The organism is Occallatibacter sp. FHG110214_02, from assembly GCF_059115385.1.
In genome coordinates, this window is sequence record NZ_JBZYWK010000006.1 from 216,719 (window position 1) to 229,476 (window position 12,758).

The following is a 12,758-nucleotide window of genomic DNA, read 5'->3' on the forward strand; positions in this document are numbered from 1 at the left end:
GCCGTTGCTGTTGCCGTTGCCTTTTATGGCTTGGTGTACGAAGGGCCGGGGCCGTCTTTGTTTTTCGGCCCCGCCGCGTAGCGAAGCGGAGCGGGGCGAGGCGGGACGCGGGGGCGCGACGAATGGAGCGCAGGTAGGCGAGGCACGAGCCGGACGCCCCGCGAGGGGGCCGAGCAGCCCGGAGGGGAGTGAGCGAGCCGGGAGCGAAGCGACTGGCAGCAAGGAGCCGAATGCGCGTTCAGCGCGTTTCGGTGACGCAGCGTGCGGCGACGCGAACGGGCGGAACTGACCGAGGCCCCTTGCGCGGACTGTGCCGCCGCTCTTTGGCGGCGCTGGACGCGCACCAAAGGGCCGAGCACCGAAAAAAAGGTGTTTCTTTGGCTATCGAAAAACACTGGTCGATTCTCTCCTTTTGCTGTCCACGCTGCTGGACAGCAGTGGACAGCAAAGTTATCGGCCAAAACCCGCATTTTTATTGGGGTTCTGGACGTGAAGAGTATCGTCCTACTATCATCAAGGATAATGAAGGCGCATGTCTACGTTACGCTGAAGACCTCAGTCCTGGACCCCCAGGGCCAGACCATCCAGAATGCTCTCCGCAAAATTGGCCACAACGACGTGGAAGGCGTCCGGCAGGGCAAGTATTTTGTGCTGAACCTCGCCGCAGGGCTCTCCGCCGAGCAGGCCAAGACGCTCGTAGAGCAGATTGCCCGCGACGTGCTCACCAACCCCGTCATCGAAGAGTACACGTACCGCATTGAGGACTAGCTGAGAACGAGCGGCATTTATTTTCCGCTTACAACTCAGTAGCGGGTCTCCCATACAATCGTCCCATGTGTGGAATCGTCGGTTATGTGGGCCCCAGAAAAGTCGTTCCCGTTATCGTGGAAGGCCTGCGTCGGCTGGAGTATCGCGGATATGATTCCGCCGGCATCGCCGTAGGCGGGCACAACGCGGCACTGCTTGAACTCCGCCGCGCCCCGGGCAAGCTCGGAAACCTCGAAGCCGTTCTCAAAACGCACCCCCTCGATGGAACTTATGGCATCGGCCACACGCGCTGGGCTACCCATGGCCGCCCCACGGAAGAAAACGCGCACCCCCACCGCGACTGCACAGGCCGCATCGTGGTCGTCCACAACGGAATTGTGGAGAACTACCTGGAGCTGAAGCGCGAGCTAACAGCGCTGGGGCACAAGTTCGTCACCGAAACCGACACCGAAATCATCGCGCATCTCATCGAGCAGATTCAGAAAGACGCGGAATCCGCAGGTGCCCCGCTAAAGCTGGAAGATGCCGTGCGCCGTGCAGTAAAAATGCTCACCGGCGCATTCGCGCTAGGCGTGCTCTCCTCCTCTGAGCCGGACAAAATCATCGTCGCGCGCTCCGGCCCTCCCGTTGTCATCGGCGTAGGCGAAGGCGAATCCTTCGTCGCCTCAGACGTGCCTGGAATCCTCCACTACACGCGCAACATGGCCTTCCTCGCCGACGGCGATATGGCCATCCTCACCCCGCAGGGCGTGGAGTTCTCAGACTTCGACGGCAACCCCGTAAAGCGCGAGCTGACACGCATCCACTGGGACCCCATCCAGGCGGAAAAGGGCGGCTTCAAGCATTTCATGCTCAAAGAAATCTGGGAGCAGCCAAGAGCCATCCGCGACACCACCATGGGCCGCATCTCGCTCGACTCAGGCAAAGTCTTCCTCGGCGAAATGGACCTGCCGGATGAAGAACTGGCACGCGCCACCAGCATCAACATCGCAGCTTGCGGCACAAGCTGGCACGCCGCCCTTGCCGGCAAATATATGATTGAGCGTCTGGCGCGTCTGCCGGTAGACGTGGACTACGCAAGCGAATACCGCTATCGCAACCCAATCCCCGACCCAACAGCGCTCGGCCTGCTCATCACGCAATCAGGAGAAACAGCGGACACTCTCGCAGCGCAGCGCGAAATGAAATCCCTAGGCTCAAAAACAATCGCCATCTGCAACGTAGTCGGCGCAATGGTGGCGCGAGAAGCGCACGGAGCCATCTATACCCACGCCGGCCCAGAAATCGGCGTGGCTTCCACCAAGGCATTCACCTCGCAGTTAACAGCGCTGTTCCTTCTCGCGCTCAAGCTCGGGCAACTGCGCGGCCACATGGATAAAGAGCAGTCGGTCGTGCTGATGGAAGAGCTGAATAAAATCCCCGGCAAATTGGAAGAGTTGCTGAAGACTTCCTCCGACCTCTGCGAAAAGCTTTCGGTGCATTTCTCCAACGCACGCGACTTTCTCTACCTTGGCCGCGGCATCCACTTCCCTATCGCGCTCGAAGGCGCACTCAAGCTCAAGGAAATCTCCTACATCCACGCCGAAGGCTACCCCGCCGGCGAAATGAAGCACGGACCCAACGCGCTCATCGATGAAACGCTGCCGGTAGTAGTGCTGGCCACGCGGGATAAATCGGACCCAGCCTCCGTGCTGCGCTACGAAAAGACGCTCTCCAACGTGCAGGAGGTTACAGCGAGGTCAGGGCGCGTCATTGCGATTGCCACTGAAGGCGACGAAACAATCAGCGGCCTCGTGGAGCAGACAATCTTCGTGCCACCAGCGCCGGAACTGCTGGCGCCGCTTCTCGAAGTAGTGCCCCTGCAACTGCTGGCCTATTACATCGCCGTCCGCCGCGGAGCAGACGTGGACCAGCCGCGCAACCTGGCCAAATCTGTAACCGTAGAATAAGCAGTGTCTGACGAATCGTTGTTGCTGTTCGAGAATAATAAAGTTTCATCCTCGATAATAAAGTCTCATCCTTACTAATAAAGTTTCATTCTGAACTTGGAGTTGGCCGGCGATAGAGTTGTAAAGTGCCAAACTCCACAGGATTGAGTGCTAAGGAAGTCATGCGAACCATCTACCTCATCGCCACCAGCGGCACCATCGAAAAGGTCTACTCCGAGCAGGCCGGCGGCAATGTCGATATCCTCGATCCGCACGACTACAATCGCTGGCTTGAGCCCGGCGTCCGCAGCAACCTCCAGTTGATTTATTGCGACCATACGATTCCGAGCTGATGAAAATCTGGCGTGTGAAGCCCGATGCGGAAAATGTCCGCGTCAATCATCCCGATCTAATCGAGCCGATTAAGTCACCTGACTAACCACCGATGTTGTTCTAGCCATTCTTGGAAGCAGTTACCAATTATGCAAAATCGCATTATGCGGTTTCGCATAATTGGGCATCACTTCCAATGTCGAAGAAATAGGGACACTGATCTCGCCGGCAGGTTGGCGCGCAACGAATCGTTGTAGAAACAAGTGCCTCCGCCCGATTGAAACACCGGTCTGCTCGGTTCTTCGCAGAGAAATCGAACTGTTGACGACTCGCATCCGAATAACCTTGGCATGGAAGCGGTGGGAGAGGAGTTGGCAGCGAGAATATCCAACGCTCCAAGCTTAAGCCGACAACATCGGTCGATTATTGGGCACTTTTCTATGTGATCTTCGTCATAGCAATCTCTACATTTGAGGTTATAGAAAGCCGTCAAGGTGTCCTGTGACTACACATTCTCAGCTTGACCTGATGCTCCTTGATACTGTGGGAGAACTAGGAATCAAAGGCAAAATATTTCCGCCATATATCGCGGTTATTCGGGATCAGTATTCTCGCAGCATTATTTCAGTGCATTTGCTCCATAACCAGAAAACAGTTGTGAAACCAAGTTCCTCTCACATCGGGAACAATAAGTACGTGCCGCTCCGAAGAAAGAATCTTGCGGGAAAAGCTATAGAGAGGAAGATTAAAGACTTGTGATGTACAAGATGGCGCGACTGGAATGCCATGTGCTCGGGATTAGTCATGGCTAATCGGAATCGACGGATAGATGAAAAGAAAATTGCCCGGTGGGTAAAAGAAGGGAGAGGACGTGGGCGCGGTGCAGAGTATCTTCCTTGGCTCACGGTTCAAGACGTCTCCTCCAGAGGGCGTTCACACCGTGTTTTTTGGCCGCAAGACAGGTCGCATTCATCACTTTTTGTCTGACCTAGAGCGGAATTTGTTCCTGCGTTTGGACTGGTGCGACTATGTAACGGACATTCGTGAGCAATTTCCACTGAATCGAGAGATTACTCGCCGCATTGCGCAGGAACTAGGCGTCCGCCATCCCGCTGACAATGTTACGAAAACGCAGATCGTGATGACTACGGATTTCCTTGTAGACGTTTGCCGACATGGGAAGACGAATCTGGAAGCCTGCTTTGTGAAGCCGGCTTCTGAACTCGAAAAAGACCGTGTGCTGGAGAAACTCGAAATCGAGCGCCGCGCGTGGGCCGAGCAAGGGATTCCGCTTCACATTTTTACAGAACAAGATTTCTCTCCTATTCTCACAAAAAATCTACAGTGGCTGCGAATGCTTGCTACCGACTGGACGCCGAGTTGAATATCGATGAATTTACCCGCGTTGTCATTGGTTGTGTACTGCACCACAATAATGCTCACATAATCAAGGATTATCCTCGTGATCTGGATATGCTTGCCGATGGGGTTAAACCAATCCCTGTAGAACTGTGGGAGTGGGGCGTCCAGAGGCGCAATGGCCGATCTTTGCAGTATCCGCATGAGCAAGTCAAACTGAGCCTACTGCCAACGGACGAAGCAACCATCACGGCATCCGGTATCGACTTCTATGGATGCTTTTATTCCTGCAATGAGGCTTTGAGCAGTCACTGGTTTGAGCGAGCGCGTCAGCGCGGGGTCTGGAAGGTGCGTATCTCCTATGACCCGCGCTGCATGGATGCGATTTATCTGCACGGCCAAGGAAAGTTCATTAAATGCGATCTTACTGACCGCAGTCTCGTTTTTAGATCAATGTCGTTGTGGGAAATCGACGAAATACGCGAGTCAGAGCGAGAGATGAATGCCAATCACGCCCCAAAGGAGATGGCAAGCAAAATCGATCTGAAGCGCCATGTTGAAAGCGTAGTCAAGGAGGCGCGTGCGGCAAAAGGCCGGCAAACATCGTCACCGATGAGTAAGCGTGCAAAGACTGCAAATATTCAAGCAAACCGCGCAGAAGAAAAGAAGGCATTGCGCAAGCGCGACGCATTTGTGCGTGATTCGCGTGGTCACGAATTCGGGATCTCGAAAGAAAATGGCGTGTCGGAGCCTGATGTAGATGAATATAGGCTTCCTGAAATAACCCCCAACATTCTCAATTTCAGCCGGAAAAGCAAATGAAGAAGATCAATACTCCCACGACAATACTGCCGGAGCACTTAGGTAACCCCTTCATCGCAAGTTTGCCTCCGTTGATGTCGAATCAAGATGCAATCGCGAAACTCTCAGAAGATCCAATATTCAGTGTCAGAGAAAGAAAGTATCCGCATCATCTGCGCCGTGCGTGCGTATTGCGACTAAATCGGCACTTCTTTAGGCCGATGAGGAGGCATCTTGAACTGGAGACGTTATTGGCACATCTTATTCGCGATGGGTATGATGGGCGGAATATCAGCGACGGGAGCTACTTAAAGCATCTGCAGAATAACCATGCACGAGTCGTTCAGCGTAATCTGCTAGCTCAAGCAAACTCAGCATCATCAACTGCGGCGGGCCTAACCCTGATTGGGTGCTCTGGAATGGGTAAGACAGAGACCGCCAGAAGAATCCTTAAGTTGTATCCACAGGTTATCGAGCACGTAAATCCTTTCAGCTTCCAGCAGGTTGTGTGGCTAAAGTTGGAATGTCCGCACGCCGGATCTGCCCGTCAACTCTGCCTTGAGTTCTTTCAGGCAATGGATGCGTTGATTGGCACAAACTATTTTCGCCAGTATCACCGATCCAATCTCGACGTGCTTGCAACGCAGATGGGAAGTGTTGCGACACGACACGGGCTCGGATTGCTGGTGATAGATGAATTACAAAACCTGCTCACTAAGGATTCTCCCAACCGGAGATACAGAGGGCAGAGTGATAAGGAGCGCGCAAAGCTGCTCAATTTCCTATTGACACTAATCAATAAGATTGGCGTTCCGATGTTGCTGGTTGGCACGCTGGCCGCCTCTCCTTTGTTGATAGATTCGCTGCGAGTGGCGCGCCGGGCCAGTAGCCTCGGAAGCCGTATTTGGGACCGCCTCGACCGCACAGAAGGGTGGGACTACTTTATTAATCAACTCTGGAAATTCCAGTGGACAACAAAGCAGACCAAAATCAACGATGAAATTATCAATACATTTTACGAAGAGACGCAAGGAATTCTCGATTTGGCAGTGAAGCTGTTCATTCTTGCCCAGATGACTGTAATCACTAACTCTGAATCAAATCACGATGCTCCTCGCTCAGAGGAACTCACTCCAAAGTTGCTTAAGCACGTTGCAAAGGAGAATTTCAAGCTATTGGGGTCGATGCTGACTGCACTGAAAAAAGGTGACAGGGAGGCTATTGCTCAATATGACGACATTAGACCTTTTCATGAGCATATCCAAGAAATATTCATGACCTCTGTGCCGTCAAGCGCCCACAGGGATGCACCGTATGCACCGCCGAGTACTCCTCGGACTCCCGCAGAATCCACGGATGCTCGGCAGAGGGTTCGCAATTCCTTGGCAGAACTTGAGATAGGCGAGGACATCATTGAGACGCTGCTTTCTACAGCCTGTGCGCAAGTACAGACCGATGATCCGGCCATGTTGATGTCAGCGATTCTCAGTCAAATGCAGCCTACCAAATCAATTCCAACTCCAAAATTCCCCTTGTCTAAAAAGCCGGCTACCACCAAGCGAAAGCCAAAGCCTGTCCTGCAGGATGGTGATGTCCGTCAAATTGTAAAGGATGGCAAAGGCAAGAAAATCACGGCCCATGAAGCGTTGGCATCTGCCGGCATGATTTCACCAGCGGAGAAACTCTTTCGAGCATCGTAATGGCTGTTTTCTTACCCCCAATTCATCCTGATGAATTGCTGTATAGCTTACTGGCTCGCGTCCATTGGCTTACATGCAGCGAGAGTCCTAAGCATAGCTTGGACTATCTTTTTGGCAGTAGGCGTGTGCGCGCGGGAGTGGCAATGCAAACCAACCTGGCGCGCCTTTGCAGGAATCTTCCGGCTAAAAGGCTGTTGACGCCTGAAGGCCTCACGAAGAGTGCCACTCTCTTTCCCTATCTTTCTGCATTTCATCCTCCAGACGTTCAGGAGTGGGCGCTTTCGCTCTTAACTGAAGGCAAAGCAGATGGTGTGCATTACCGTCTTGGACTCGTGTCTGGAAACGTGCAGCTTTCCTGTTATTTGCGCTACTGCCCAATATGCAGAGCTGAAATGCTGGCTAAGTTCAAAGAACTCTATTGGATGAGATCTCACCAACTCCCCGGCGTACTTGTTTGTCCGCATCACGAAGTCCCTCTTCTCGATAGTACGGTCACTCCATCCGCGACAAATCAACATGAATTCATCGTTGCCGACGTGAGCAACTGTCCGCCACGTCCGCGCCGAGTAGGACGAAAATGGAGCCCGAGGGCAGTAAAGCTCCTAGTTGATATAGCAAAGAAGAGTGTCGATGTTCTGGTTAATCCGCCGGCTCCTCGCTCATTACAGCAGTGGGGCAACCTATATCGTTCGGAATTGGTGGAGCGCGGATTCTGTAAAGGAAGCTCACATCTCAATCAGGAATCATTGCTAGAGGCATACACGTCGCATTTTGACCCGATTATCACCATTCTTCCGTTCGCTGATCCAGATCAATGGCTGTCAGCAATCACGCGCAAGCATAGAAAATCGTTCTCACCTTTGCGGCACATTCTCTTGCAGCTATTGTTAGAAGCAACGCCACGGCGTAAGCCAGTGTACTTTTCCACTCGTGACCTCTTGCCATGTAGAAACCCTTTAGCAAAGCACTTTGAGCTACTCTCTATGACGAAGAGCGGCGTTCATAAAGAAGGTGGGAAGACAATCGAAGTGTTTCGCTGTACTTGCGGCTATGCTTTCAGTCAATCGACTGAGTTAGGAAGTCGCATCAGGATTCTCGACTTGGGGCCATTTTTCGAGGCGCGCCTGCGTGAATTGGTGGCCGCCGGAACGGGTTTACGTGCATCCGCCCGTGCCTTGTCAGTCGATACCAATACCGTTCGCCGCTATACGAGCAAATTTGGCCTGCAAGCAAACTGGAAGAGATGGTCAGTAGTTCCCAAGCCGCCCAAGCACGATGGAGATAGGATGCGTGCCAAATGGTCTTCGGGACACGAGGTCTGGCCCAATTTGTCACGCCAGCAACTCCGTATGAAGATGCCGGCTGTCTACACCTGGCTTTATCGCCATGACGCAGATTGGCTGAAATCACAGCCACCTCTTCCGTTGCCAAAACGCGGAGCAAGGCCACGGAAAAACTGGTCCAAAATCGATGCGCTGCTCGCTGCTGAATTGAAGGACGGCGCGACTCATCTTCGTGCCAAGACTCCACCCGTTCCAGTTACCCGAGCGGCGCTAGAGCGGCTGCTTGGTAGACCGAATTGGTTTGAGTCTCGTCTGGAGAAGCTACCTCTCTGCGTAGCAGCACTCAATGAGGTAACTGAATCAGTAGAAGCAATTCAATGTCGTCGTGTCATGTGGGCCGCTAATGAACTCCGCCTCACCGAAATGCCCACAGTCGCCTGGCGCATCCGGCGCCTTGCGGGATTGTCTGATAACTGCGCCCCTTCCGTGGAGGCCGCATTGATTGCATCCGAACGGAGCGCAGCATGGTCATCAAATCGTTAATCCGTCATAGGGGCGACCTGGAATTGCGCTGGATTGACGGTTACATTGACAATCCTGCAAAGGGGCTGCAAGTTCAGGGCCAATTCCTCAGCCATACCGGTGGCGCAATGTTCGGAGTGGAACTTCCATTTAGCCTGCTGCCACTGCTTACACCTGGGCTTGTTCTGTCGAGGGGCGAAGTACAAATGGCACGCCGTACAGGCAAGGAATCTCAAATTATCCTTGGGGACTTGTCGCTGGCAGAAGAAATCACAGCGCAAACGTGCAATATCTTCAAAGAGCATTATCGGATTGGCCACAGTGGTGGTGACCAGAGAATTCTGCGCTATAGGGCTGGTTCAAAGGAATATCTCGTGCCGACTGTTGAGTTGATCCGATTCTTATTCCTCCACAACCGCGTTTTGGCCGAGCATTTGCTGCTACCGTCGGGCCTGATGAATCTAGCAGTTGTGCCTCTCCCTGGCAGATATAAGGAAGTTACTATCGAATTTACTGATCGCTTGGCTCGAAAAGCAATCTCACTCGAATTCGTGAATGAATTTGCGTGGCTGGCCATCGATCCAGACGGCCGCAGAGCATGGGACAGCATCCGAAGACGAAGTGCAGGCGAGCACTTTCTCGCCCTCAATCCGCCTGCGTTAAAGAACTGTTGCATTGAGTTCCGCGGCATTGAGCACGAAGGAGAATCTCTCGTGCTTGAGATACTGTCAATTTCTGGCCGGCTATTGCCTGCCGAGACGATTACCTGGACTCATCCGGCCGTCTATGAAAAATCGCGTAAAAGCCTATATGCCGGCAGTGGCGCGCGACGGTCCAAGGTTAACGCAGGTCGCACGCGCCGGAACCGTGAATATATTGTTGATGGAAATGTCGGGTCCAAGACACGGCGTAATCAGGATGTGCTCCTTCTTGGCGGCAAAAGAGGTTCCTTCGCCAATTATGCGTTTATCGTCAAGCAGGCCCGCACCCGTTTCAGCCCATTCCAATCTGGCAGTGGAACTGAGCCCAATAATCGACGAAATCAGCAAATAAGTGGAGCCCGAGAGGTCACTCCTAAGCGGCCAATAGTAATCCCGCAGACGGCAAGCGTAGGGGAAGTCGCTTTCGGCCACGCGCTTCCCCCAGTTGATTTCTCTGTACTCCCGCTGGCGCCGTGGACTGAAATCGGCGACCTTGGACTGCTGCATGAAACGCTCGGCAAAGTGGAACACAGCTATTCAGGGTTGACTCTGACAAGAGGGCTTTACTATCTGAACTATGGCTCAGCCTTTTCCTTTTGCGGCCCACGTCGTCGCACCTATCTGCTGGCAGTTTTTACCGCCCAGAATTGCCATCCGCGAGTTCTGATCGATGTGGATCACACGGGCGGAAGTGGATTGTCTGCTTTACTGCTTCGATATGAAACGCCCACTCCACTTGGTAAAGTTGCTGGTCATGTCAACGAAATCATGGGAAACCTTATCTGGAGCTACGGCCACTGGAGCGTTTACACAGAATCCCGGTTATCACGGTTTGTGAAGATTAAGAGGATTCCGAGGTTATTGCGAATGCACGACCGCGCTGAAGACCAGGAGTACGTGAAGCGATGGGTCCATCGCCTCAACTCAGAGCTGTGTTGGCAACAACTATCTCTGAATAACGACTGGACGGACTGACGAGCGTCCCATGGAGGAGTCGGCCCATCAGATGACGGAAAATACTAGTTGGAATCGCCATCATCTCGTCTATCGAGTCCCTCGACGGTTCCGCCATCCGCGTCGAAGCGCACATATTGAATCCTCTGGTGACTTAACTCAAGCATGATCGTAATAAACTGCTCACTAAGTCCAAATGCGCGGGATTCCTCTGCGAAACGCTGGCGAACGGCCTGATCCTGCGGCGGAGGGAAGAAAAAAGATGCGCGCCCGGTGTCGTGCTCAGCGATATGGTTAGGGGCATTGAAATTTGAAATCAAGTCCAAATCGGACTCGGCGAGATATGCGGTCGAAATGTCTGCGTATTGGTACGTCTGGAACTCCATGATGATTTCCTCTTTTTTGTAGAATTGTTTGATTTCTTGTCAACGAATCCTGCCGATTGCTAGCAGAACTCAACGAGCCCGCTGGCCCTAAGCTCGGAACATCGTGCGCGCTCCTGGCTTAGAGGCACAAAGAAGGCCACCCTCACGGGTGGCCTTCTTGCTGGTTGACTGGGTTGGTCGAGCTTCCTAGTGTCGGAAACTCAAGGCGCATTGCATCTCGCAACACGCGAAGAATCAATAGGATAAGTCAGAGTTTTTGCAAACTACGCAAGACCGATACATCGGTGATGCGTAATTTTTCCTACACAAAATGTGTAGTTTGACGGAAGAGAGCGGGGGCTTTTTGTTGACTATGAGTGCACCAACTACATGGACGAGCTTTGAAGAGGATGACACTTTATTATTCCTGCAGCCCGTATGACCGGTCGTTAGAAGATATTCTTTCAAGGGATTCTTTATAAACAATTTATCCTAAGAGAATGTGAAGTTTAGGAGCGCGATCTTGCCGATTTCTCGCCCAGAGTTAAACGAGCAAGCGATACTGCGGCTGATAGAGAGTCTGCGGTCGCGTCGGATGTTTTCTATGACCGGCGCGGGGCTTTCTTCCTGGGCGGGATACCCGGTTTGGTCACAACTGCTTGCTAGGCTTGAGACGAGAGTCGTGGAAGTGCGGGATGGAGAGATCAACGTAGACCTTATCCGAAACCGCTACCAGCATTCACCCCTGCAGCTCGCTCACAAGCTAGGCCACGAACTTGGCAATGAGTTCTTGCTTTTTTACGCGCGCAGTTCGGTCCGGCAGCCGGTGGCGTCCTCCAACCTGTTCTTTTTCAGTTCGCCTCATTGCCCTTCGAGCAGCACCTGACGCTAAGGGCAATCGCTGATTTCCGTGATCTCTTGAAACAATCGAGCGTAGCAACTGCTGTAGCCGGACTATTGAACCTCTTCACCGAACATGCCTGGCCCGAGGCCGTAACGCTTACTTTCCGACTAGAGGAAGCATTCCGATAGGCCATGAACGGCAGCGCGATGGGCCGCGCACAGAGATATTCCTTCGAGCGATTTGCTTGAATTGTCTGTATCTAAATTGCGAATGTGCCTGAACTCCCCAGAATGAGTAGACAAATTGCGCAACCGAAACTGTGTGGTTTAAGGGGCAACCGCAAACTTCAGGAATCTAGAAATCAACAACTTGTTATATAGGTTAAACATATATTCAGGGCATCATATTTTTAGGGCCTTTGTCCGTAGTCGAAAACAGGTCGTCTACATCCGCACTCTTGTCCCCTTTGCAATCGTACGAACGATAGGGCTTAAGCGCTTCCACTCGGCATACGCCGCAAGAGATTGCCGGCTGCTCTGGTTCTGCTTGCAGCAATGGGAGGTATGCTGGCAATGATGACCGGCTGCTCCGGCGGTGACTCCTCTTCACGGGGAACTCCTACCGGCACAGCGCTCGTCACAATCACCGCAACGGGAACCTCCGGTACGACGCAGATTGCAAATGCCGTTCTCGTACAGGTCAATGTGACGAAAAAGTAAGAGGCGCACCAGCAATAGGCCGTCAGCTTCTGTGCGCTGACTGAGTATCACTGCCGTACTTGCACTCATGAAGGACATAACCGGGCGGAAGGCGCGCAAATGAGCGTGTCTTCCGCCTTTTTGTCCTGAAGCACTCAGCTATTTTGAAAGATCTTCGGACGGGCAAGAGACACGTTACATATCGGATGAATGTCGATGTTGCATATTCGCAAATAGCAAGAGAGGCACGCAAAATCCTTGCGTGCCTCTCTTGCAGCAACGTCCCAATTACTTCGAAACGTTGATGGTGAAGGTTTGGCTCTGCGTTATGGTTCCTGATGACGCCGTAACGGTCAGGACCGCACTTCCGGTTGGGGTCCCAGGATACTTGTAACCATTGCCTCCGCATCCGGTGAGCGACAAGGAGAATCCGCCGGCCAGTCCCAGTATCAGGACGAGCATCATGGCCCTTGGAAGGTTACGTTTGCGCACTGGAAAGAGA

The 12,758-nt window shown here is 52.9% G+C and carries 11 protein-coding genes; 9 read left to right on the forward strand and 2 right to left on the reverse strand.

Features of this window, described 5'->3' with window-relative positions; genetic code table 11:
• The first annotated feature begins 522 nt into the window (after positions 1–522).
• The 8 genes from purS to AC5S3R_RS08160 all read left to right on the forward strand — a co-directional run bounded on the left by purS (position 523) and on the right by AC5S3R_RS08160 (position 10,370).
• Positions 523–768, forward strand: coding sequence for a phosphoribosylformylglycinamidine synthase subunit PurS (gene purS, locus AC5S3R_RS08125; protein WP_494266516.1), 246 nt, complete (start codon positions 523–525; stop codon positions 766–768).
• A 65-nt stretch (positions 769–833) separates the two neighbouring features.
• A complete protein-coding gene (glmS, locus tag AC5S3R_RS08130) occupies positions 834–2,717 on the forward strand; it encodes a glutamine--fructose-6-phosphate transaminase (isomerizing) (RefSeq protein ID WP_494266517.1) in 1,884 nt (627 codons plus the stop codon).
• 161 nt (positions 2,718–2,878) lie between these two features.
• Positions 2,879–3,049 carry a hypothetical protein gene (locus AC5S3R_RS08135; protein ID WP_494266518.1) on the forward strand — a complete coding sequence of 57 codons (171 nt, stop codon included), beginning with the start codon at positions 2,879–2,881 and terminating at the stop codon, positions 3,047–3,049.
• A gap of 851 nt (positions 3,050–3,900) precedes the next feature.
• Positions 3,901–4,413: a TnsA endonuclease N-terminal domain-containing protein gene (locus tag AC5S3R_RS08140; protein WP_494266519.1), complete on the forward strand. Its 513-nt coding sequence runs from the start codon at positions 3,901–3,903 to the stop codon at positions 4,411–4,413.
• Complete coding sequence (locus AC5S3R_RS08145; RefSeq protein ID WP_494266520.1) at positions 4,410–5,210, forward strand: Mu transposase C-terminal domain-containing protein; 801 nt, start codon at positions 4,410–4,412, stop codon at positions 5,208–5,210. Before AC5S3R_RS08140 ends, AC5S3R_RS08145 begins: the two co-directional genes overlap by 4 nt.
• Positions 5,207–6,889 (forward strand): ATP-binding protein, encoded by a 1,683-nt coding sequence (locus tag AC5S3R_RS08150; protein WP_494266521.1) that lies wholly within the window; start codon positions 5,207–5,209, stop codon positions 6,887–6,889. The genes AC5S3R_RS08145 and AC5S3R_RS08150 overlap by 4 nt, the downstream gene beginning before the upstream one ends.
• Entirely contained in the window at positions 6,889–8,715 is a 1,827-nt protein-coding gene (locus AC5S3R_RS08155; protein WP_494266522.1) for a TnsD family Tn7-like transposition protein, read from the forward strand. Before AC5S3R_RS08150 ends, AC5S3R_RS08155 begins: the two co-directional genes overlap by 1 nt.
• Positions 8,697–10,370 (forward strand): hypothetical protein, encoded by a 1,674-nt coding sequence (locus tag AC5S3R_RS08160; RefSeq protein ID WP_494266523.1) that lies wholly within the window; start codon positions 8,697–8,699, stop codon positions 10,368–10,370. Before AC5S3R_RS08155 ends, AC5S3R_RS08160 begins: the two co-directional genes overlap by 19 nt.
• A gap of 44 nt (positions 10,371–10,414) precedes the next feature.
• Here the strand turns inward: AC5S3R_RS08160 and AC5S3R_RS08165 are convergent, their stop codons facing one another.
• Complete coding sequence (locus AC5S3R_RS08165; protein WP_494266524.1) at positions 10,415–10,735, reverse strand: DUF5983 family protein; 321 nt, start codon at positions 10,733–10,735, stop codon at positions 10,415–10,417.
• Positions 10,736–12,082: 1,347 nt separating this feature from the next.
• Here AC5S3R_RS08165 and AC5S3R_RS08170 point away from each other — a divergent pair.
• Positions 12,083–12,277: a hypothetical protein gene (locus AC5S3R_RS08170; RefSeq protein WP_494266525.1), complete on the forward strand. Its 195-nt coding sequence runs from the start codon at positions 12,083–12,085 to the stop codon at positions 12,275–12,277.
• A gap of 267 nt (positions 12,278–12,544) precedes the next feature.
• On the opposite strand, the gene AC5S3R_RS08175 is transcribed toward AC5S3R_RS08170, so the two are convergent.
• On the reverse strand, positions 12,545–12,758 hold a 214-nt coding region (locus tag AC5S3R_RS08175), incomplete at its 5' end, for a lipo-invert putative C-terminal anchoring domain-containing protein (RefSeq protein ID WP_494266526.1).

What these genes read in the sequence shown, in the direction of transcription:
- purS (WP_494266516.1), top strand. Translation starts at nt 523, where the DNA reads ATGAAGGCGCATGTCTACGTTACGCTGAAGACCTCAGTCCTGGACCCC.
- glmS (WP_494266517.1), top strand. Translation starts at nt 834, where the DNA reads ATGTGTGGAATCGTCGGTTATGTGGGCCCCAGAAAAGTCGTTCCCGTT.
- AC5S3R_RS08135 (WP_494266518.1), top strand. Translation starts at nt 2,879, where the DNA reads ATGCGAACCATCTACCTCATCGCCACCAGCGGCACCATCGAAAAGGTC.
- AC5S3R_RS08150 (WP_494266521.1), top strand. Translation starts at nt 5,207, where the DNA reads ATGAAGAAGATCAATACTCCCACGACAATACTGCCGGAGCACTTAGGT.
- AC5S3R_RS08155 (WP_494266522.1), top strand. Translation starts at nt 6,889, where the DNA reads ATGGCTGTTTTCTTACCCCCAATTCATCCTGATGAATTGCTGTATAGC.
- AC5S3R_RS08160 (WP_494266523.1), top strand. Translation starts at nt 8,697, where the DNA reads ATGGTCATCAAATCGTTAATCCGTCATAGGGGCGACCTGGAATTGCGC.
- AC5S3R_RS08165 (WP_494266524.1), bottom strand. Translation starts at nt 10,735, where the DNA reads ATGGAGTTCCAGACGTACCAATACGCAGACATTTCGACCGCATATCTC.